Origin of the sequence: Microtetraspora sp. NBRC 16547 (genome assembly GCF_030268965.1) — a bacterium.
Classification (GTDB): domain Bacteria; phylum Actinomycetota; class Actinomycetes; order Streptosporangiales; family Streptosporangiaceae; genus Microtetraspora.
This window is the reverse complement of sequence record NZ_BSSE01000001.1, coordinates 590032-610242: the sequence shown is the minus strand read 5'-3', so window position 1 is coordinate 610242 and position 20211 is coordinate 590032. Positions and strand designations below refer to the sequence as shown.

Genomic DNA, 20211 nt, shown 5'->3' with positions numbered 1-20211 from the left:
GTAGCCAGCTGATCACGGCGACGAAGCACCCTCCGCAGCATCTGATCTGCAAACTTCTCAAGCCGCGGGCGTACCAGCGCCATCTCGTCAGGTGTCACGACAGCATGATCCCGAAGTAACTCATCAAAATGATCACGTTAAGTGATCATCGATCTAACGAAGTACTACTAGTCGGACCGCAAGTGAGTCCGCGCTGTCAGCTTGGGAATCGCATGGATCACGGCCGTTAGGGGCGCTGACCTGGGCGTGGGGCCGGTCAGGAGTGACCCTAGTTGCCCCCTCGTCACCCCGGTTAATGGCCCGACGATCAGGCGCACGACCTGCGGCGGTACGCAATGCGCGTGGCTCGGCCCCTGATCCGCCCCCGTCATCCTCGTAGCTGCCGACTCCCAGGATGGGACCGCCAGGTCAAGGGTCAGCGAAGCTGATCGCGAAGCGACGCCGCAGGCGCCCTTGACTCGGCGGGCACGGCCGGGACACTTGAGCAGCGAGGAGGACAAAGGGCCATCGGATTAGAAATGCAGATCCTTACCCGGTGTGAGATGGCCATTGAGAGGCTGAATCAGGAGTCAGGCGACGATTGGCAGCGGAGATATGCCGTATATTTTCCGCAGCCCGATCCGTTACCTTGATGACGTGTCGATAAGAATGCGGAGCAGGGCGAACCTTCGCCTCATCTCTCCAGGAATGAGGAATTCAGCCCTGGCCTGGATCGGTCACCCCCTGACCGTCATCGCTACGGTACTTCTGCTACTCAACGACCATCTTTTCAAGTCGCTGTGGCCGGGGCTGGTCACCGGCAAGCTCAGCGATGTCGCAGGGCTCATCGTCGCCCCGCCTCTGCTTAACCTGTTCATCCGCCGCCCCCGCGTATCCGTCTTGCTCACCGGCGCGGCTTTCACTCTCGTTAAGACCACCTCCATCGGCGCCGCCCTTGCCTCGGAAGCCTGGACCCTTGCCTGGGGTCCCTCCCAGGTCCTGGCCGACCCCACCGATCTCATGGCCCTCCCTGCCCTGTACGCCGCCTGGTGGACCTGGAACCACCCCGCCGCGCGAGCCGCACGGCTGGCACGGGCCGCGATCGTGATTCCCGTCACCGTGCTGGCCGTGGCGGCGACCGGCCAAACGGAAGTCTTCAGGCCGTACAGCGCCTATGCGGTCGACGTGGCGGACGGCATGATTGTCGTGGCCACCCGCGGGGGCTGGTCAATGGGGCCTCCAAGGACGGGCTTCGCTTCCAGCGACGGCGGAAATTCGTGGGTGAGCTGGGACGCCCCGATGCCGCCCCTTCCGAGGACATCGGCCTGCGTGCCCGACCAGCCAGACCGCTGTTACCGGATCGTCCCCACCAGGCTCAAAGTTGAGGAGCTTAGGAATGGCCAGTGGGTGACCGCCTGGGAAATCCCTCCCAGCGGCCAAGACCGGCTGGCGAGAGTTTACGCGCCTAAGCTCCCCGAGGACGCCGAGGTCGTCGCGTCTTTGGGGATCGCGATCCAGAAGCTCTCCGGCGGATATGTCGTGGTCGTCGCTAACGGCGCGGACGGGATTGCCCTGCGGGACATCTCCGGGATCTGGCACCGGCTGGGCTGGGCGGAAAAGGGGTTCGACTCATCGAGGGCGGTGTTACTGACAGAACCGGGGAGATACGAGGACTCTGTCCCCATGACGGCGCTCCTGGCGGGCCTTGCGGCGGGACTGGTGGCGCTCGGATGCGGTGTGCGAAGGCTTGGCTTCGCCGTGCCCGCACTGAGTCTGTGGGTGGGAGTCTGGTTGTTCTATTCGGGGTTGAATACGCCGATCCTGTTCAACCCGTTTGCCGTGCTCTTTGCCAGCGTGCTCGTGCCCATCGGTGCGTACGGCGTGATCGTGAGTGCTGTGCGGGGTGGTACACGGCTTCGCGTGTGGGCGATCGGTGCAGCCACCGCAGCCGTCGCCTACTACGCGATCATGATGCCCTTCTATGCATGGAGCGCCGGGTGGCTGAAGTACTACTCATTGGCGTCCGGTCTGTCGATCGCCTTGGGGATTGCTGCGGGCTCCGCGGGCGTCCTCGCGGTGATCAAACTGAAAGGTCCCCCGACGGGCCTTTCCTGAGAGCTACTTGATCGGTTCCAGGACGTGGCCGGCTGGCGGCCCGAGCTGCCGGCGGCCGGGACCGGCCCCCAGGCCGCACGCCCGGCCGGCGAGCGGACGTAGGGCCGCGAGGCGGCGCGGAGCGCCGCCGCTTGATCCCTATGAGAACAAATCGGCAGTGCAGCGAAATGTGTTTTCGATGCGATTGGGGGTGTCTGGCAAGTCGTCTCACTTGGTGAGGAGTGCTACGGCATCAGGGGCGAGCTGGCCGAGGGTTCCATCGGGGCGCAGGAGGTTGTGGCACCCGTCGAGCTCGACATATGCCTGCCGGTAGTGGCCGGGGTTCAGTACTGCGAACCGGGTGTGGTTGCTCGGGCAGTCGCTTGCCGGCGCGGCGTCCAGGGCGTTGAGCAGGGTGCGCAGTTTGGTGCCCTTGAGTATGCGTGAAGATTCGAGCCTGCCCGTGGCCATGGGCCCGGGCTCGACCGTGCTCGGGGTCTTCTTCGTGATGCGGAAGACGCATACCCGTAGGCCCTGCAGTGGGGGATTCCAGACTTGGTGGGCCACTCCTGGCCGTCCCCTGCGGCGGAGAATGTCGGAGTATTCGTCGCCACAGCCGGCCCGGAAGGCCTTTTCGCTCTCGACCCTCCGAATAGGTACCTGTTCATCGACGTGGTACGGCAGGCTGCGAATGGCGGCCAGAGTAGAAGAGAACGGTCCTCCGCATACACCGGTCGGTACGTCGGGTAGCACGGCCCTGCCGGAGGAGTCCGCCACGACGAAGTAATCGACCAAGATGCCTATGTCCAGGCAGTCCTGACCGAATAGCGACTTTTCGGATGGGCGGCGTAGCTCGGTCATCAGCTCGGTCGCGGGGCCGTCGGCGTGCTCCTGGATCATGACTTCCCAGCGCCCCTTGCCGGGCAGATAGCGGGACTCCCAACGGCAGCGGATGACCTGGACCGGAACGAAGCCGTCGGGCAGCGGCTGGCGTGGTGCGGCTGGCAGGTCCGGGTCCGGCCCCTTCGGGCATGAAGCGGTGACGACGTGATCCAATTTGGCCCTGTCTTCCTCGCGGTCGCATCCGGTGAGAGTGACGACAGCGAGCAGGGCGAGAACTACCCGAAGAGATCGCACTTCACTGGGACGTGTTGCCTGTCCTTTCTGGTTCGCCGAGGAAAGCGATCAAGGCAATGACGGCGGCCGAGGACGACCAGATCATCCCCACTCAACCCGTGCCAGGCGGGGCGGAGGGTCGTCGGCCTCCCACAGCCCATCGTCCAGGCGCTCAGGGAGCACATCGCGACCTACGTCCAGGGCGAGCCGGGCGCGGCTGCTGTTCCCAGGTACGAAGGGCGGGGCGCTGCGGGGGAGCGGCTTCAACACGCGTACGCGTTGGGTGGATGTGGTCAAGGAGATGGGGATGCCGGGACTCCACTTCCGTGACCTTCGTCACACCGGCAACATGCTCGCGGCCGAGTCTGGCGCGGGGCTCAAGGACCTGGTGGCCCGGATGGGGCACGACAACGTGCGGCCATGATCTATCAGCACGCTGTACGCGGGGCGGACAAGGCGATCACGGATGCGATCGAGCGTCAGATCATCGGACGCGATGAGGATGATGGCTCGGCGGCGGTTGGCGGGCTGATCACGAGCTAATGGACAGCACCTTGCGGGCTTGCTCGCGATCGACACCCATGCGGGTCTGGAAGTCCCACTCATCGAGGTGGACGCCGTTGCAGATCTCGGTGAGGGCGTTGTTGATGGCGAGAGCGTCGTCCGGCCCGAGGTTGACCGTGATCACATCGGACGTTGCTCTGGTGATCTCCACGGTCACATTCTGCAAAAGAGAGGGCACCCTGCGCAGACCTCGCGCCTGCCTGATCACCCCGTGTGCCGTCGGCCGGCCCGAAGGGGGAGCGGGCCAAGGCCACCGGGTCCAGGTGGAGCGCTCAACTGAACGAACGACCTGGACCCGGCGGCCTTGGTCTGCTCGGCTTGTCCCGGATCGATGGCGGGCGAGGTGGTCAGGCCCCTACCTCAGCCAGCTACGGCGCGGCCACTATGAGCAGGTCCTTGGCGATCACCCCGGAGCCGGAGTGCCCCCGCCGGAGGCCTGGGTTGGTGGTACCGGTGTGGGGCGTCCATGGACTCCGGGGCATCATGCAGGGATGCATGAGCCGCTTGTCGTTCCTGAGTTGATTGCCGGTAGCAACCTTGTCCTTCGCCCGTGGACATTAGATGATGTTGATCTGGTGCGTGAGGCTGCGACGGATGAACTCATCCCGTTGATCACAACCGTGCCCTCGATCTACTCTGACGCGGAAGGGATCGCGTTCATCGAGCGGCAATGGGCACGGGCAACGACTCGGCAGGGCTACTCCTTTGCGATTGCTCGAACGGTGGACGGTCGGGCGATAGGCCAGGTTGGCCTGTGGCCCCTTGCTCATGGGCGGGCGTCCCTGGGCTATTGGGTGGCCAAGTCGGCTCGGGGGCAGGCCATTGCCGTGGAAGCCTTACGCGCGGTCTCGTTCTGGGGCTCGTCGGTGTTGAAGATTCCCCGTCTCGAACTGTATGTGGAGCCATGGAACGTGGCCTCGTGGAAGACTGCCGAACGAGTCGGTTTCACGCGTGAAGGGCTGCTGCGAAGCTGGCAGGAAGTAGGGGCCGAGCGCCGGGACATGTACATGTACGCGATGCTCCTCGGCGAGCTTCCTGCCTGACCGGGAGCGGACTGGCCAGCGCCGATCCGAAGGGCACCGCAGCCGTCGCGTAGTGGCTGGGGCCGGCAGGCGGAACGGCCTGGCGGCGGTGTGCGGCGAGCGGCCCGAGCTGCCGGAGGCGCCTCACGCCTCATCTGCACATGGCGGTCCGGGGCCACCTGCCGCGTGCGGAGATCAAGCAGATAGCGGCGGCTACGTACCACCAGGTGTGGTGACCCTCCGTCGATCAAGTCGTCTTCGAGGGCGAGCACCTGCCCGTCTGGGAAGACGGCGTCGGCTACCTCGACCCCGCAACGGGTGAGGTCCTGCCCACCTGGGACGAAGCCCTCAACGACCTCGACCAGGACGACGACGCCAAACCCCTGCACGTGCTGACCTTCGGCCCGCAGCTCGACATTCAAGGCGTCCTCGCCGGGACCGCCGACGCCGACACCTGCATTCGCTACCACCAAGTCCATCGGGGACGCGATCGACCCGGAGGACGAGACTCAGCGGCTGCATGCCGAACGTCTCGGCGCGGCTCTTCGCTACGAGCCGTGCTCGCCGACCTGCCCGAACTGGCTCCGCTACGGCGTACAGCCCAAGGGCGCCAAGCCGGGCATGATCCCGGGCCGCTGTCGGGGCAAGGCGCACAAGCCCGAACACCTCGGCTACGCGGGACGCCGGGTCCTGGTCTCTAGGAAGTGGTCGAACAAGACCCTGACCGAGCACAAGCACGACCGCCGTACCTGGGTGCTGGAAGCCCTCGGCTTGCCCGACGAACCCGTCGATCCGCACCGCTACGTCTGGCGGCCGGTCAAGCCCGGTGATCCCGGCCTCGACCCCATCGGCGTCCGGCTCCTGCGCTCGGTTCACGAACGCCAGCGCTGGCGCAACCAGCTCCTGGAGCTCGAAGCCCGAGCATCCGGACAACCCGATCAAGATCTTTCAGTAACTCGGCCTGCGGCCTGAAGGGAGGGACATCCTTGGATCCACTGCTCACCGTCTCCGAAGCGGCCGACCGGTTGAACACCTCGGTCCGCTTCGTTCGTCGCCTGATCGCGGAGCGGCGCATCGAGTTCGTCAAGGTCGGTCGCCACGTCCGGATCTCAGAGTCAGCATTGATCGCCTTTGTCGTCGCGGGCACCGTCGCGCCCCTGACGGCTCACGACGTCTCAGGGAGGGCGGCCTGATGGCCAAAGGCAACAAGCCAAACCATCGCCGTTTCGGCAACATCCGTCAGCTTCCCTCTGGGCGTTACCAGGTGAGCTACCTGGGTCCGGACGGGCGCAGGCGAACGGGCTCCGAGACGTACGAGCGCAAGGGCGATGCAGAACGGGCGCTCACGCTGATCGAGGCCAAGATGATCTCGGGGGAGTGGACGGACCCGGATCGCGGCAAGATCAAACTCAAGGACTACGCCGAGACATGGATCTCCCAGCGTCCGGGGCTGCGTCCACGCACTGTCGACCTATATACGTGGCTGCTCAAGAAGCACATCACGCCGTATGTCGGCGGCGTCCAGCTCGGCAAGCTGTCTACGGCGATGATTCGGCAGTGGCGGGCCGACCTGCTCGGCAATGGCGTCTCGGTGTCGATGGCGGCGAAGGCGTATCGGCTGCTGCGGGCGGTGCTGATGACTGCGGTCGAGGACGATCAGATCGTCTCGGCCAACCCGTGCCGGATCCGCGGGGCCGGTGACGAGCACACGCAAGAGCGTCCGGTCCTCACCGTGCCCCAGGTCTTCGAGTTGGCCGACCTCGTGGGCCGTCGCCCGGTCGGCAACGTGCGCAAGGTCAAGAACGGTGCCTATCGGCTGCGCTTCCAGCGGCATGGCGAGATGCGCACCCATCCCGAGGTTTTCCACAGCCGTGTAGATGCCGAGCGGGCGCTGTGGAAGATGGGTATGGATGGCCGGGCCGACTCCACGCAGGATCGGCGGTTCCGCGCCCTGGTGTTACTGGCGACCTTCGCGAGTCTGCGGTGGGGGGAGGTGAGCGCGCTCCGCCGTAGTGACCTCGATCTGGAGGCCGCGACGGTTCGCGTTCGGGCGGCCTTCATCGAGCGGTCTACGGGTGAGCTGGTTCTCGGGCCTCCAAAATCCAAGGCGGGACGGCGGGTGATCGGCATCCCACAGGCGATCATCCCCGCGCTGCGTGAGCACCTGAGTACTTACGTCCTCGACGAACCGGGCGCGCTCCTCTTCCCCGGCGCAAAGGGCGGCGCACTGCGCCGGAGCGGCTTCAACACCCGTACACGTTGGGTAGATGTGGTCCGCGAGATGGGGATGCCGGGTCTTCACTTTCATGACCTTCGTCACACCGGCAACATGCTGGCGGCCGAGTCCGGCGCGGGGCTCAAGGACCTCATGGCCCGGTTGGGGCACGACAACGTCAGGGCGGCCATGATCTATCAACACGCTGTACGCGGGGCGGATAAGGCGATCACGGACGCGATCGACAAGCACATCGGCCGCGCAAGTGACGAGGGTGAGGACGGCTCAGCGGGTGCGCTCGTCCCCGTGGGCTAATTGCACGCTAATTGCACGGAAGATCGAACAAGTGCCAGCAATGATCAAGGCCCGGGTGGGGATCTACTCCCTGACCTGGGCCTTTGCTCGTGGAGCGGGTGACGGGAATCGAACCCGCGCTGTCAGCTTGGGAAGTCTCTCAACATCATGCGGTCTGAGCTGCGGACCACTGACCTGGGCGTATGCCGGTCGAGTGACCGTGAGTCCCCGTGATTCCCCGCTGCTTGCCGACCGTACGGGCACGCAGCGGGCACGCCGGCGTCTCGGCTGCCGCAGTAGAGCGCGAACTCTCACCTGCTACTTCCCCACCTGCGCCGATGACACCGAGTGGTGCTCTGACCAGGCAATACAGCTCTCAATGTCTCACGTCTTACTTCTGAGTTTTACGGCCTCGGACGGAACTGGAATGGAACTGGGGAGGGCGAGACTAGGCACCCCGGAAGTCACCCAGTTGGACACTCACCCACGAGTCGTCGGCCTGCCGCGTTCAGCTCGACGCTGCCGCCTCGCCGGCCCGCCACCAAGCGATGGCGATCGTGGTCCAGGTCCAGGTCCAGGTCCACAGGGTCGAAGGCAGACTTGGATCGCTACGATGCCGATCATGGAAAAACTGGATCCCCGCCGCACCGCATTGCTTCTTATCGACCTGATGACGCGCATCGTTGAGCAGCCCACGTCACCACATTCCGGACCTGCCGTGGTCGCCCGTTCCCTCGCTCTGGCCGACGCAGTGCGAAAGGCGGGCGGTCTCGTCGTCTCCGTGCGGGCCGAGCGGCCAGGCGTTGCAGAGCAGCCACCGGGCAGCGAGCTGGTGGAAGGGGTACTCGGCGACCTGGAGATCGTGAAGCGCACCTGGGGTGCATTCCACAACACCGGGCTGGAGGAGGCGCTGCGTAAGCACACCATCGACACCCTGATCATCACCGGGATCGCCACGAACTTCGGCGTCGAGCAGACCGCGCGTTTCGCCGACGAGCTCGGCTTCAAGGTGATCCTGCCCGAGGACGCGGTCACGGCACTCGACGCGCACGCCCATGAGTTCGCCTTCGGCTACATCTTCCCGCGTATCGCTACCGTCTGCACGACGGCCGAGATCGTGGCAGCGCTGGACTGAGATAACTCGCAGGCCTCACCGACGCCTGGCACGGTAGCGAAGTGGCGAACTTCACCGACCTCATCTACCAGCACACCGCCATGGAGCGCGACCGGGCCATCGCTGACGCGCTCGGCAGGCTCGCCACTGAGGCACTGAAAAAGATCAAGGCCCGATCGGGAATCATCCTCTGACCTGGGCCTTTGTGTGTGGAGCGGGTGACGGGAATCGAACCCGCGCTGTCAGCTTGGGAATTGCACCGATCATCGCTAAGTTGCCACGGGTTCCCTGGTCAGCGCCTGTCGGGCCGGTCGTGAGTGACCGTGGTTGACCCCTCGTTACTCCCCTTAACGGCACGCTAATGGCACGACGATCAGCCTGCGACCTGGTGTTTCTCGCGCGACGCGCGCACCCGCTCGCCTGATCATCCGCCGGGTAGCCGGAGCGCATTGCTGCGCCCCGGCCCCCTCAGAACCGGACGTGCCCGTTTCCGGGCATCCGGCTCAAGCAAGCCGCGAGGGCGAGCGGGTGTGCTGTGCTGGGTTGCGTTGGCGGGCGTGCAGCCCGCGTGCGCAGGCGGCGTGCACGAGGCGGGTGTGGTCATCGCCGGATGGGCCAGGTCGGCCGTGGTGGACGAGGTAGTCGGAGGCGATTGCCTTGCGGACGACCTGCAGCCACCAGCGTTCCCACTGGTGGGGGGACTGCGGCGGTTGGTCAGCTGTCAGCAGGTGGTCCCCGCAAAGGACACAGCGCCCGCCCTGCCTGGTCAGCAGGCGGAGCGTGTAGCCGTCGAGCGGGGGTTTGACCTTCTGGCGCCGTCTGGCCCAGTAGTCGGTCAGGTCGGGGTCGTCGGGGGATGCCGCGCCCTTGACCATGACGTGCCGGACGATGCCGGTCCAGGCGAATTTGATCACTGCGGCGTTGGTTTCGGGGTCGCCGAACACCCAGCGGTCGTTCCTGAACTTGTTGCGTCGGCCGAAGTACCGATCAACAATCCAGCGCTTCGGCTTTGCGGGGTGAGTCCAGGTGACCCACTTGTAGAGCAGTCTCCACATGTGGTCGTCCAGCGAGCTGAACGCCCGGGACGATACCCCTGTCCGGTAGTAGGCCGCCCACCCTCTGATGATCGGGTTGAGCGTGGCGAGGAGCGCCACCGCGTTCGAGCCGCGCAGGGTGCGCACCTCATCAGCGAGCCTTCTTCGGATTCGTCTCATGGCCGCCGTGCTCGGCTTGATCAGCAGCTTGAGGCCGTAGCGGCGGATGTTGAAACCCAGGAAGTCAAAGCCCTCGGTGAGGGACACGATGCGTGTCTTGTCCTCGTTGAAGACCAGCCCCCGGGGCTTCAGCCACTCGGCCAGCCGTGCCTTGATTTGTTGGGCCTGCTGCTGGCTGTAGCACAGCGCCACCATGTCGTCGGCGTACCTGATCAGCACCGGGCAGCCCCTGGTGGTCTCCCCGGCATGAGCACCTGAGGTCACGTAAGCGACCCCGGCGGCCTCCTCCAGTCCGTGCAGGGCGACGTTCAGTAGCAAAGGGCTGATCACACCGCCTTGAGGGGTCCCCTCCTCGGTCGGCGCGAAGCCCTTGCCCGGCTCGAACACTCCCGCCTTCAGCCAGTCTCGGATCATTGCCCGGGCGGGAAACGATCCGAGCGCGGTGAGAAGATGGTCGTGGTCGATCCGGTCGAACGCCGCGGCCAAGTCCGCGTCCAGCGCCCATACCCGTGAGGCCAGCGGCCCCCGGCATGTGACGTAGATCGACTGGATCGCGTCCTGGCAGCCGCGACCCGGACGAAACCCATGCGATTTGGGCTCGAACCGGGCTTCCCACTCCGGCTCCAGCGCGGCCCGGACCCGTGCCTGATGGCACCGGTCCATGATCACCGGGATGCCGAGCGGGCGCAGCTTGGTCCTGCTCCCGGTCTTGGGAATGTGCACGCGCTTGACCGCGACGGGCCGCCAGGTCCGGGCGCTGGCGTGCACGCGCACCGCCATCTCGGCCCTGGCCGGGGAGGTCAAAGCGACCTCCCCGTCGATCCCGGCGGTCGTGCGCCCAGTGTTGCGCTGCGTCACCTGCCGAACCGCCAGCAGCGTGTTCGACCTGCTCCGCAACATCAACTTCTGCAGGTTCCTGACCTTGGCCAGGTCACCTTCCCTGCTCGCCTTGAAGATCCGCTGCCGTAGCCGCCGTACCTCCCGCTCACAGACCCGCCAATCGACACGGTCCCACTCGACCGCGTCCAGGTCCACGCGTGGAAGGTCCTCCGGTCCGTTCACCATGAGGCGCCTAACTTGTCCTTCGGTTCCAGGGCTAACGCAGCTTGCTCGTCAAAGGCTCACCTGCCCACGTCAGCACGCTTTCGCGTCCCCGCACCCAGGCGGAGTATCCGGCCAGTTATGCCAGGCCATCGGCTTGAAGGGAGCCGATCATGACGGCCTGAGGCTTCCTGTCGCCTTTCGGCGCGCCGGCATTCGCTTCTTGGGCATCCTGTTCCCGCCCGGGACTTCGGCCTTCGTCGCCTCCGGCTTACCGGCCACCCGTTTCGCACGGTGTGCCGGACCCTGACGGGGTTTCCACGTTCCGCATGCACGAGATACGACCGGGGTGGGCGTCCCCTGTACCCCGGGGCCAGCGGTGTTCCCACGGCCGACCAGACGTCGACGGCCGCCGCTTGCCGCTCTTCTGCGGCCAGGCCCTGTACCCCGGTGTTCATCCCATCGTTCGGGGCTTCGACTGACGAGGCATCAGCGGGGATTCACGATTGTTCACCCGTCCGGTCTTCCCCTCGCCCGCCTTCGCCGGATGGAACGGCGAAGGCTCCGGCTTTTCCCTGAGCTTCGCACCCCGCAGTTACCCGCAACGCACGTCAGGGCGGGGACCAGCCATGAACACGAGCTGGGAGCTACACAACCGACATCACGTCGGCCCTCCAATCTGCGAGCTCACTCGCCGCAAGCGACTTCGTGTCGCAACGTCTGCCGTCGACCCGCCCGAAGGGGAAGCGGGCCAGGGCCACGGGTACCAGATGGAGCGCCCCGCCGGACGAACGATCTGGTACCCGTGGCCCTGGTCTGCTCGGCTTGTCCCGGGTCGATGGCGGGCGGGATGATCAGGTTCCACCTCAGCCGCCTACGGGCCGCCAGCGATGCGCCGCGATCATCCCGGAGCCGGAGCGCCCCCGCCGGAGGCATTCTCTATCTGGCCACTCGTGACATCCGGCGCTCTATTGCGCGATCATGTCTGCTCTTGGATCACGAGGCATCTCCCATAGAGGAGCCGGTAATGGTTGCGAGTATCCCAGCTGAGCGCATGGCGACACTCATGCGTGAACTCTTCGTCATACTCAGCGAGCACAGCGACGCCGTCCACAAGGACGTGGTCATCAAGGAACTGCGACGTCGCCACCCACCCCGTCCGGCGGAGTTGGAGCCGACCTCCGGCGATCGGGATGTCTACAGCCATCGCGTCGAGTGGGGCGTGACCGACGTATCCACGGGGTCGCTCGGGAACGAGAATGGCTGGGCGACGAAGATGCGTGGGCCTTGGGCGATCACGCAGAAGGGTCGTCAAGCTCTGGCGATGTACGTCGATGCCGAGGTCTTCTGGCATGAGGCGCGGGAACTTCGTCGGAGGTACAAGAGACATTCGTGACCGTCGCGGCTCGCGCGCGTCGCACGCGAGAACGGCCCCCAGGCCGCACGCGCAGCGTGCGGCCTGGGCGGGCCGCGTGGCGGCGCGCAGCGCCGCCCTTGATCCTCATAAGCGCTATTCGGCAGTATCGGTGGAGCGGTCTCATAATCCCACTTAGGACGCTCCGACGCTAACGAACTGGCGTTCTTGCGAGGCGCGAGATGTAATCTATGCATCTGTATAGCTAGTAACCCCCGCGCCAATTCTTCGTTGTGCTTTGGTGAAAGCCCGGTTCGGCGTAGGCTCGCTCTTGCTGACGATACTTTCATACTCTGCACGAAGGGCGCGGACAACGGAATTAAGTGCGTCAGTTGAGGGTTGACCGAAGCTTAGTTTCGACTCCACAAGCGGACCATGAGCTATTCGACGCTCGGGCGGACCTTCACCGGCTCGAACGGCAAGACGTTCCGGCCGTCGATGTTCATCACGCTCACCCTGCCCTCATACGGGCGGGTCAGGAAGAACGGTGCCCCTGTCGATCCGGGCACGTATGGCTACGCGCGGGCGGCTCGGGACGCGCTGCACTTCTCCAAGCTGGTGGACCGGTTCGTTCAGAACCTCCGCCGCGTGGCCGGGTTCGATGTCCAGTACTTCGCGTCTGTCGAACCGCAAAAGCGCCTGGCGCCGCATCTGCACATGGCCGTCCGGGGCCACCTTCCACGTGCGGAGATCAAGCAGATAGCCGCGGCCACTGTGGCCAAGGCGTACCGACTCCTCAAGGCGATCTTCAATACGGCGATCGGCGACGGGTTGATCAAGGCGAACCCCTGCACGATCAAGGGCGCGGGTAAGGAGGAGTCACCGGAACGGCCGGTGCTGGCCATGAAGCAGGTCTTCGTCCTGGCTGACGCGATCGATCCGCGGTATCGGATGCTGATCCTTCTGGCCACGTTCGCGAGCCTGCGATGGGGTGAGCTGGCCGCGCTGAAGAGGAAGAACGTCGATGCGGTGGCCGGGACGATCCGCGTCACCGGGACCACGACCGAACTCAAGGATGGCTCGGTGACCATCGGGCCGCCCAAGTCGGAGGCGGGGAAGCGGATCGTGTCCGTCCCGGAGTTGCTGCTGCCTGACCTCGCCGCTCATCTCAACTCGTACGCGGAGAAGGGTGACGAGGGCCTGGTGTTCATCGGCCCGAAGGGTGCCCAGCTCCGGCGAGCCAACTTCACTCGCACGTGGAATAGGGCGCTCAAGGACGCGAAGCTCGGCGGCTTCCATTTCCATGATCTGCGTCACACCGGGAACACCTTCGCGTCGCAGTCCGGGGCGACCCTGCGGGAGCTGATGAACCGCATGGGGCACTCGACCACGCGGGCCGCACTGATCTATCAGCACACCGCGATGGAGCGGGATCGGGCGATCGCCGACGCGCTCGGGAAGCTCGCGGAAGAAGCTCTGAGCGAACAAGATCCAGACGGATCGGGCACGTAACGGGCACGGAAGATCGAAATGACTCCGAAAACAACTAAGGCCCGAGTCGGGAATGTGTCCCTGACCTGGGCCTTCGCTCGTGGAGCGGGTGACGGGAATCGAACCCGCGCTGTCAGCTTGGGAAGCTGATGTTCTGCCATTGAACTACACCCGCATCGGCCGTTCCGAGGAGCCGACCGCGTCAATCACTCTAGCGGAAAGTCGGCCCGGTCTCGCCGTTGAGGTCGAGAAGTTGCGAAAGTTCTCCGGATTCTCCGGTTGAGCGATGTGTCCCTGGGTGTGCTGTCCGAGGTGTTCCACAGTGCGTTTTATGAGCGGTCCCCGAGCGCGCTGTCCGAGGTGTCCCGCGGTCCGCTGTCGATGGGTCGGGGCGCCGCGGGTGAAGTCTCTGGTCGAACGTGTCACGTCTCACGTTCCGGCCGTGTCGCGTCGTTGACCGGAGTCGGGATCATACGGCTCGCTGGGGAGATGAACACCCATGTCAGCCGTGTGGCGCCGGAATGCTGTGCTGCTTCCTGCCGATGCCCACCACTAGGTCGGAGTAGGGACGGTTACCCTTGCACGCGTGTTGCTTTCCGACCGTGACATCCGTGCCGAAATCGAGACCGGACGGGTCAAGATCGACCCGTACGAACCGGAGATGATCCAGCCGTCCAGCGTGGACGTACGGCTGGACCGGTTCTTCCGTGTGTTCGAAAACCATCGGTACCCGCACATCGACCCGGCCATGGAACAGCCTGACCTGACCCGCCTGGTCGAGCCGGAAGGCGACGAGCCGTTCATCCTGCATCCCGGCGAGTTCGTGCTGGCCAGCACGTACGAGGTGATCAGTCTTCCCGACGACATCGCGTCCAGGCTGGAGGGCAAGTCGAGCCTGGGCAGGCTCGGCCTGCTCACCCACTCGACGGCGGGCTTCATCGATCCGGGGTTCGACGGGCATGTCACCCTGGAGTTGTCGAACGTCGCCACTTTGCCGATAAAGCTCTGGCCGGGCATGAAGATCGGCCAGCTCTGCATGTTCCGGCTCAGCTCGCCGGCCGAGTTCCCGTACGGTTCGCGGAGGTACGGCTCCCGCTACCAGGGGCAGCGCGGGCCGACGCCGAGCCGGTCGTTCCTCAACTTCCACCGCTCGAAGATCTGAACACCAGCCTCACCAGGCTCGACAGCGTCGCTTCGCCTCGCAAACGCCCAGGTGTTAACACCTGACCTCAGGGCAGCCATAACGGGAAGAGATGGTTACAAGCGGTCATGCATACCCTTAAGTTCGCATCTCAACCGGTTACCCGTACTCTTCTCTGCGGACCATCCCCGCACCTCACCTCTGGAGAATGACGTGCGCCTGCGTCTCACGCCCCGTGAGGACAGCTATTACGACTTGTTCGCAGACTCCGCGAACAACCTCGTCACCGCATCCCGGCTACTGGTAGAGATCATCAGTGACGGATCGGACCGGGAGGCCCTGGCCGACAAGATGCGGGCCTGCGAACACGCGGGTGACGAGCGCACTCACGCGATCATGAAGCGGCTCAACGAGAGCTTCATTACGCCGTTCGATCGTGAGGACATCTATCGCCTCGCCTCGAACCTCGACGACGTCATGGACTACATGGAGGCCGCCGCCGACCTCATCGTCCTGTACCAGATCGACCACCTGCCCAAAGAGGTCGTGCGTCAGGTCGAGGTACTGGAGAGGGCCGCCGAGCTCACCGCCGACGCCATGCCGCGGCTGCGCTCGATGCAGAACCTCAACGAGTACTGGATCGAGATCAACCGGCTGGAGAACCAGGCCGACCAGATCTACCGGCGGCTCCTGGCCAAGCTCTTCAGCGGCGACTACGAGGCCCTCATGGTCATGAAGATGCGTGAGGTCATCGAGCAGCTCGAGCTCGCCGCCGACGCGTTCGAGCATGTGGCGAACACGATCGAGTCGATCGCGGTCAAGGAAAGCTAAGTGGAGCTCGCACTCGTCATCGGCGTCATCGTTATCGCCCTGGTGTTCGACTACACCAACGGCTTCCATGACGCCGCCAACGCGATCGCGACCTCCGTGTCCACGCGGGCGCTGACCCCGCGTGTCGCGTTGCTCCTCGCCGCCGTGATGAACTTCATCGGCGCACACCTCGGTACCTCGGTCGCCCAGACGGTGGGCAAAGGGATCATCGACGCTCCGAACGGCTCGCACGGCTTGATAGTCGTGGGCGGGGCGCTCATCGGAGCGATCGTCTGGAACCTCATCACCTGGTACTTCGGCCTGCCCTCGTCGAGCAGCCACGCCCTCATCGGCGGCCTGGTCGGCTCCGCCATCGCCGCGAGCGCCACCGTGCATTGGAGCGGCGTGGTGCAGAAGGTCGTCATCCCCATGGTGTTGTCGCCCGTCGTCGGGTTCCTCCTGGGCGGCATCATCATGATCATCATCCTCTGGATCTTCCGCAAGTCGAGCCCGAGGTCGACCAGCCGGGGCTTCCGGTACGCCCAGACCGTGTCGGCGGCGGCCATGGCGCTCGGTCACGGCCTGCAGGACGCGCAGAAGACGATGGGCGTCATCTTCCTGGCGCTCGTGGTGGGCGGCTACGTCTCGCCGGACGCGGGGATCCCCGAGTGGGTCATCACCGCCTCGGCCGCGGCCATCTCCCTCGGCACGTACGCCGGCGGCTGGCGCATCATGCGAACCCTGGGTCGGCGGATCATCCACCTGGACCCGCCGCGCGGCTTCGCGGCCGAGGCGGCGGCGGCGTCCGTCCTCTACACCGCCGCCATCGGCTTCGGCGCGCCGATCTCGACCACGCACACCGTCACCAGCGCGATCATGGGCGTGGGCGCGACCAAGCGCCTGTCGGCCGTGCGGTGGGGGATCGCGGGCAACATCGTGACCGCCTGGGTGCTCACGATCCCCGCCGCCGCCATCGTGGCCGCTCTGTCCTACCTCGGCCTGCACTGGATCCTGGAGTAGGAGCCTCAGCGGCGATACATCACATCCGTGTCCCAGCGGGTGAACCCGAGTGACTCGTACAGCCTGATCGCCGGCCTGTTCTCCTCGTCCACGTACAGCATCACCTGGGCGAGGCCGCGCGAGCGCAGGTAGTCGATTCCGGCCAGCGTCAGGGCGCGGCCGAGCCCCGAGCCCTGCTCGGCGGGGTCCACGCCGACCACGTAGACCTCGCCGACGGGCTCACGGTCCTGCCCCTCACCGGCTCCCTCGCCGCCGTGGACCTTCGTCCAGTGGAACCCGGCGAGGGTGTCGTCCCGTACGGCGAGGAAGAAGCCGTCCGGGTCGAACCACGGCTCCCGCTTCCGGAGCTCAAGGTCCGCAAGCGTCCACGCGCCCTGCTCGGGGTGCGTGGAGAACGCCAGGGCGTTGAGCGCGAGCCACGCCTCCTCGTCCTCGCCGGGGACGAACGTGCGCAGCCGTACGCCGTCGGGAACGGTCGCGGCGGGAACCGGGGCGTCCAGCGGGCGCCGCATCTGCCACAGCGACCTGGCGCGGGTCAGCCCCGCGGAGGCGGCCAGCGCCGCCGCGCCGGGGTGGTCGCCGTGCGCCCAGAGGCGGACCCGCCCGCCCGTCTCCGCCAGGACCGCGTCGAGCAGCCGCCGCCCGAGCCCGCGGCGGCGGAACGCCGGGCGGACCACCAGCTCTCCGCCGGTCCCCTCCACCGGATCGGCGGGGTCCAGGTGCGCGAACCCGGCGAGCGTCCCGCCCTCGTGGACGAGTACGGCTCTCGCCTCCGGGTCGCCGCCGTGGCGGACCTGCAACATCACGTGCTCGTTGAGCGGACGCACCCCGTCGGCCTCGGTGGCCTCACGGACCAGTTCCATGACGTCGGCGACCTGTCGGTCATCGAGTCTTCTCCTGGTCTCCACACGTACGTTCACGTCGCACACCTCAGTTCCGTCCAGTGGCAAAAGCCGCCATCTTCACGCGGGGCGAATCGTTGTCTCTTCGCCATCTCATGTAAAGGTCGCGGTCCTAGTGTCATGTTCCATGACCTCTCGTTCCCTTCTCCGTTTCGCGGTGGCGGGCATCGCCGCGGCGACGGGGCTGGCGATGGCCGTGCACCCCGCGTCCGCGTCGCCGGCCACCCCTCAGAAGCCTCAGCCTGCCTCGATCCGGCTGCTCACCGTGAACGACTTCCACGGCAACCTGGAGACCCCGACCGGGTCCAGCGGCCGCATCGTCAACGAGACCGGCGTGACCGTCCAGTCGGCGGGTGGCGCGGCCTACCTCGCTACCGCGATCAAGCAGAACTACATCCATGGCAAGACCGACGTCGTCGCGGCCGGCGACCTGATCGGCGCGTCGCCGCTGGTCTCGGCGGCATACCACGACGAGCCCACCGTGCAGGTGCTCGGCGAGCTCGGGCTCAACGTCTCCTCCGTCGGCAACCACGAGTTCGACGAGGGCCTGCAGGAGCTCCTCCGCATTCAGAACGGCGGCTGCCACCCCATCGACGGCTGCTCTCCCGCGGGCAAGTGGAAGGGCGCGAAGTACGACTACATCGCGGCCAACGTCGTCGACGACGACGGGAAGACCCCGCTGCCGCCCATCGCGATCCGTGTGGTGAACGGCGTCAAGATCGGTTACATCGGTCTGGTGACCAAGACCACTCCGTCCATCGTGACGCCGGCCGGCATCGCGGGCCTCACCTTCCAGGACGAGGTCCAGGCCGGCAACCGGGCGGCCGCCTGGCTGAAGAGGCACGGCGTCAACGCGATGGTGGCCCTGGTCCACGAGGGCGACTCGGTCGCCGCCAACCAGAGCCCGGACGCCTGCCCGGTCACCTCGGGTGCGGGTAAGACGATCGCCACCAACCTCAGCGCCGACGTGGACCTCGTGGTCATGGGCCACTCGCACCAGGCGTACATCTGCACGACGACCGACCCGGCGGGCAACACCCGCTACTTCACCCAGGGATCCTCCTTCGGCCGGGTGCTCACCCAGATCGACTTCCAGGTGGACAGGAAGACCGGGGACGTCATCCGTTCCTCGGTCACCGCCGACAACAAGGTCGTCGCCGTGAACGGCGAGCTCAACAAGGACCTCGACATCACCAAGTACGACGCCGACCGGAAGATCGAGAAGCTCGTCTCGTACTGGCAGGACGAGGTCTCCGCCAAGGCCAACGCGCCCGTCGGGAAGATCACCGCGGAGATCAGCAACGTCGCTCCGGCGGGTGGCAGCGGTGAGACCGCGCTCGGTGACGTCATCGCGGACGCCCAGCTCGCGGCGGCGAAGAAGGATGGCGGCAACGCCGACATCGCCCTGATGAACCCGGGCGGTGTCCGTGCCCTCCTCACCTACCCCAGCTCGCCGGCCAATGAGGGCGACGGCGTCGTCACGTACGGCGAGGCGTTCGCGGTGCAGCCGTTCAACAACCTGCTGCAGGCCGTCACGCTTACCGGCGCCCAGCTCAAGACCGTGCTGGAGCAGCAGTTCACGGGCGGTCCGAACAACCAGGCGTTCACCAAGATCCTGCAGCCGTCGTCCAACCTCACCTACAGCTACAACTCCGGCGCGCCATGGGGATCCAAGATCTCCGACCTCAAGATCGGCGGGGTGCCGGTGACCGACGGCCAGTCCGTCCGCGTCGCGGCCAACAACTTCCTGGTCTCGGGCGGCGACGCCTTCGCCGAGTTCACCAAGGGCACCGACCTGTGGACGTGGGACGGCGGCTTCGACGTCGACGCCTTCACGGCCTACCTCACGGCCAGCTCCCCGCTGGCGCCGCCCGCGCTGACCCGGATCACCAAGATCGGCTGATCGCGGCGACCCTCGTGAGGCCCGTCCCGCCCGGGGCGGGCCTCCGCCCCCATCCCGTACGGCAGGCCACGGGCCGGAAAGCAGGCCGGCGAACGAGCCCGGCTCCCGGATCGAGCCCGGCTCCCGGATCGAGCCCGGCTCCCGGATCGGGATCGGCTCCCGGATCGGGATCGGTGCCGGATCGGGATCAGTGGTGGGCGGGCTCCTGGTCTCCGGTCTCGGCGTGCTCGCCTCCGCGGTCGGGGACGAAGCGGTAGCCGACGTTCCGGACCGTTCCGATGAGCGACTCGTATTCGGCGCCGAGCTTGGCGCGGAGCCGCCGGACGTGGACATCCACGGTGCGGGTGCCGCCGAAATAGTCGTACCCCCACACCTCCTGCAGCAACTGGGCGCGGGTGAAGACCCGCCCCGGGTGCTGCGCGAGGTATTTGAGCAGCTCGAACTCCTTGAAGGTCAGATCGAGCGCGCTGCCGCGGAGCCGGGCGGTGTAGGTCGCCTCGTCGATCGCCAGATCGCCGCTGCGGATCTCGTCCGGAACCTCCTCGGCGGCGGCCAGCGAGAGCCGGCCGGTCGCCATGCGCAGCCGTGCTTCGACCTCGGCCGGGCCGGCGCGGTCCAGCAGCACGTCGTCGATGCCCCACTCGGCCGTCATCGCGGCCAGACCGCCCTCGGTCACGATGACCAGCAGCGGGCAGGCCAGCCCGGTGGTGCGCAGCAGCCGGCACAGGCTCTTGGCGTGGACGAGCTCGCGTCGCGCGTCGACCAGGACGGCGTCGGCGGGAGCAGCGTCGATCAGCGCGGACGCCTCCGCGGGCGCCACGCGTATGGAGTGCAACAGAAGACCGAGCGCCGGAAGTATTTCAGCGGAGGGTTCCAGCGCGTTCGTCAGCAGGAGCAGGTTGCTCACATCGGCCTCCTCGCCACGCCCGCGGCGGCG

The 20211-nt window shown here is 66.2% G+C and carries 19 protein-coding genes, 1 tRNA gene and 1 pseudogene; 15 read left to right on the top strand and 6 right to left on the bottom strand.

Annotated features, from left to right (window positions below; genetic code table 11):
* Positions 1-687: 687 nt before the first annotated feature.
* Positions 688-2094, top strand: coding sequence for a hypothetical protein (locus QSK17_RS02740; RefSeq protein WP_285702725.1), 1407 nt, complete (start codon positions 688-690; stop codon positions 2092-2094).
* 207 nt (positions 2095-2301) lie between these two features.
* Here QSK17_RS02740 and QSK17_RS02735 read toward each other — a convergent pair whose 3' ends face one another.
* Positions 2302-3129, bottom strand: a complete 828-nt coding sequence (locus QSK17_RS02735; RefSeq protein WP_285702724.1) for a hypothetical protein — start codon at positions 3127-3129, stop codon at positions 2302-2304.
* Between the two features lie 480 nt (positions 3130-3609).
* Here QSK17_RS02735 and QSK17_RS02730 point away from each other — a divergent pair, with 480 nt between their 5' ends.
* Positions 3610-3732, top strand: coding sequence for a hypothetical protein (locus tag QSK17_RS02730; RefSeq protein WP_285702723.1), 123 nt, complete (start codon positions 3610-3612; stop codon positions 3730-3732).
* On the opposite strand, the gene QSK17_RS02725 is transcribed toward QSK17_RS02730, so the two are convergent.
* On the bottom strand, positions 3722-3904 hold the full coding sequence (locus tag QSK17_RS02725; protein ID WP_285702722.1) for a hypothetical protein: 183 nt from the start codon (positions 3902-3904) through the stop codon (positions 3722-3724). The two genes, QSK17_RS02730 and QSK17_RS02725, sit on opposite strands and share 11 nt — an antisense overlap.
* A 340-nt stretch (positions 3905-4244) precedes the next feature.
* Here QSK17_RS02725 and QSK17_RS02720 point away from each other — a divergent pair, with 340 nt between their 5' ends.
* The 6 genes from QSK17_RS02720 to QSK17_RS02695 all read left to right on the top strand — a co-directional run bounded on the left by QSK17_RS02720 (position 4245) and on the right by QSK17_RS02695 (position 8592).
* Entirely contained in the window at positions 4245-4796 is a 552-nt protein-coding gene (locus QSK17_RS02720) for a GNAT family N-acetyltransferase (RefSeq protein WP_285702721.1), read from the top strand.
* 456 nt (positions 4797-5252) lie between these two features.
* On the top strand, positions 5253-5747 hold the full coding sequence (locus QSK17_RS36035) for a replication initiator (RefSeq protein WP_352231757.1): 495 nt from the start codon (positions 5253-5255) through the stop codon (positions 5745-5747).
* A 14-nt stretch (positions 5748-5761) separates the two neighbouring features.
* Positions 5762-5968 (top strand): helix-turn-helix domain-containing protein, encoded by a 207-nt coding sequence (locus tag QSK17_RS02710; protein ID WP_285702720.1) that lies wholly within the window; start codon positions 5762-5764, stop codon positions 5966-5968.
* Positions 5968-7305, top strand: a complete 1338-nt coding sequence (locus QSK17_RS02705) for a tyrosine-type recombinase/integrase (protein ID WP_285702719.1) — start codon at positions 5968-5970, stop codon at positions 7303-7305. The genes QSK17_RS02710 and QSK17_RS02705 overlap by 1 nt, the downstream gene beginning before the upstream one ends.
* A gap of 592 nt (positions 7306-7897) precedes the next feature.
* A complete protein-coding gene (locus QSK17_RS02700; RefSeq protein WP_285702718.1) occupies positions 7898-8419 on the top strand; it encodes an isochorismatase family protein in 522 nt (173 codons plus the stop codon).
* A gap of 41 nt (positions 8420-8460) precedes the next feature.
* A complete protein-coding gene (locus tag QSK17_RS02695; protein WP_285702717.1) occupies positions 8461-8592 on the top strand; it encodes a hypothetical protein in 132 nt (43 codons plus the stop codon).
* Positions 8593-8901: 309 nt separating this feature from the next.
* On the opposite strand, the gene QSK17_RS02690 is transcribed toward QSK17_RS02695, so the two are convergent.
* Entirely contained in the window at positions 8902-10677 is a 1776-nt protein-coding gene (locus QSK17_RS02690) for a reverse transcriptase domain-containing protein (protein WP_285702716.1), read from the bottom strand.
* 967 nt (positions 10678-11644) lie between these two features.
* Between QSK17_RS02690 and QSK17_RS02685 the strand changes: the two genes are divergently transcribed.
* The 3 genes and pseudogenes from QSK17_RS02685 (at position 11645) to QSK17_RS02675 (ending at position 13519) form a co-directional block, all read left to right on the top strand.
* Complete coding sequence (locus QSK17_RS02685; RefSeq protein ID WP_285702715.1) at positions 11645-12049, top strand: hypothetical protein; 405 nt, start codon at positions 11645-11647, stop codon at positions 12047-12049.
* A gap of 378 nt (positions 12050-12427) precedes the next feature.
* Positions 12428-12814 (top strand): annotated as a pseudogene (locus tag QSK17_RS02680) (replication initiator); the annotation flags it as partial.
* Between the two features lie 96 nt (positions 12815-12910).
* On the top strand, positions 12911-13519 hold the full coding sequence (locus QSK17_RS02675) for a tyrosine-type recombinase/integrase (protein ID WP_285702745.1): 609 nt from the start codon (positions 12911-12913) through the stop codon (positions 13517-13519).
* 80 nt (positions 13520-13599) lie between these two features.
* Here the strand turns inward: QSK17_RS02675 and QSK17_RS02670 are convergent.
* A tRNA-Gly gene (locus QSK17_RS02670) sits at positions 13600-13673 on the bottom strand.
* 411 nt (positions 13674-14084) lie between these two features.
* Here QSK17_RS02670 and dcd point away from each other — a divergent pair.
* The 3 genes from dcd to QSK17_RS02655 all read left to right on the top strand — a co-directional run bounded on the left by dcd (position 14085) and on the right by QSK17_RS02655 (position 16469).
* A complete protein-coding gene (gene dcd / locus QSK17_RS02665) occupies positions 14085-14660 on the top strand; it encodes a dCTP deaminase (protein WP_285702714.1) in 576 nt (191 codons plus the stop codon).
* 192 nt (positions 14661-14852) lie between these two features.
* Positions 14853-15470, top strand: coding sequence for a DUF47 domain-containing protein (locus tag QSK17_RS02660; RefSeq protein ID WP_285702713.1), 618 nt, complete (start codon positions 14853-14855; stop codon positions 15468-15470).
* Positions 15471-16469, top strand: coding sequence for an inorganic phosphate transporter (locus tag QSK17_RS02655; RefSeq protein ID WP_285702712.1), 999 nt, complete (start codon positions 15471-15473; stop codon positions 16467-16469). It abuts the gene before it with no gap.
* A gap of 5 nt (positions 16470-16474) precedes the next feature.
* Here QSK17_RS02655 and mshD read toward each other — a convergent pair whose 3' ends face one another.
* Positions 16475-17389, bottom strand: a complete 915-nt coding sequence (gene mshD / locus QSK17_RS02650) for a mycothiol synthase (protein WP_285702711.1) — start codon at positions 17387-17389, stop codon at positions 16475-16477.
* Positions 17390-17498: 109 nt separating this feature from the next.
* On the opposite strand from mshD, the gene QSK17_RS02645 reads away from it, so the two are divergent.
* Complete coding sequence (locus QSK17_RS02645; RefSeq protein ID WP_285702710.1) at positions 17499-19274, top strand: bifunctional metallophosphatase/5'-nucleotidase; 1776 nt, start codon at positions 17499-17501, stop codon at positions 19272-19274.
* A 187-nt stretch (positions 19275-19461) separates the two neighbouring features.
* On the opposite strand, the gene QSK17_RS02640 is transcribed toward QSK17_RS02645, so the two are convergent.
* Positions 19462-20181, bottom strand: coding sequence for a winged helix-turn-helix transcriptional regulator (locus tag QSK17_RS02640; protein ID WP_285702709.1), 720 nt, complete (start codon positions 20179-20181; stop codon positions 19462-19464).
* Positions 20182-20211 lie beyond the last annotated feature (30 nt).

Bases quoted from the DNA above. Each gene is read 5' to 3' on its own strand.
- QSK17_RS02740 (WP_285702725.1), top strand. From the start codon at position 688: ATGAGGAATTCAGCCCTGGCCTGGATCGGTCACCCCCTGACCGTCATC.
- QSK17_RS02730 (WP_285702723.1), top strand. From the start codon at position 3,610: ATGATCTATCAGCACGCTGTACGCGGGGCGGACAAGGCGATCACGGAT.
- QSK17_RS02720 (WP_285702721.1), top strand. From the start codon at position 4,245: ATGCATGAGCCGCTTGTCGTTCCTGAGTTGATTGCCGGTAGCAACCTT.
- QSK17_RS02705 (WP_285702719.1), top strand. From the start codon at position 5,968: ATGGCCAAAGGCAACAAGCCAAACCATCGCCGTTTCGGCAACATCCGT.
- QSK17_RS02700 (WP_285702718.1), top strand. From the start codon at position 7,898: ATGCCGATCATGGAAAAACTGGATCCCCGCCGCACCGCATTGCTTCTT.
- QSK17_RS02690 (WP_285702716.1), bottom strand. From the start codon at position 10,677: ATGGTGAACGGACCGGAGGACCTTCCACGCGTGGACCTGGACGCGGTC.
- QSK17_RS02675 (WP_285702745.1), top strand. From the start codon at position 12,911: ATGAAGCAGGTCTTCGTCCTGGCTGACGCGATCGATCCGCGGTATCGG.
- QSK17_RS02645 (WP_285702710.1), top strand. From the start codon at position 17,499: ATGACCTCTCGTTCCCTTCTCCGTTTCGCGGTGGCGGGCATCGCCGCG.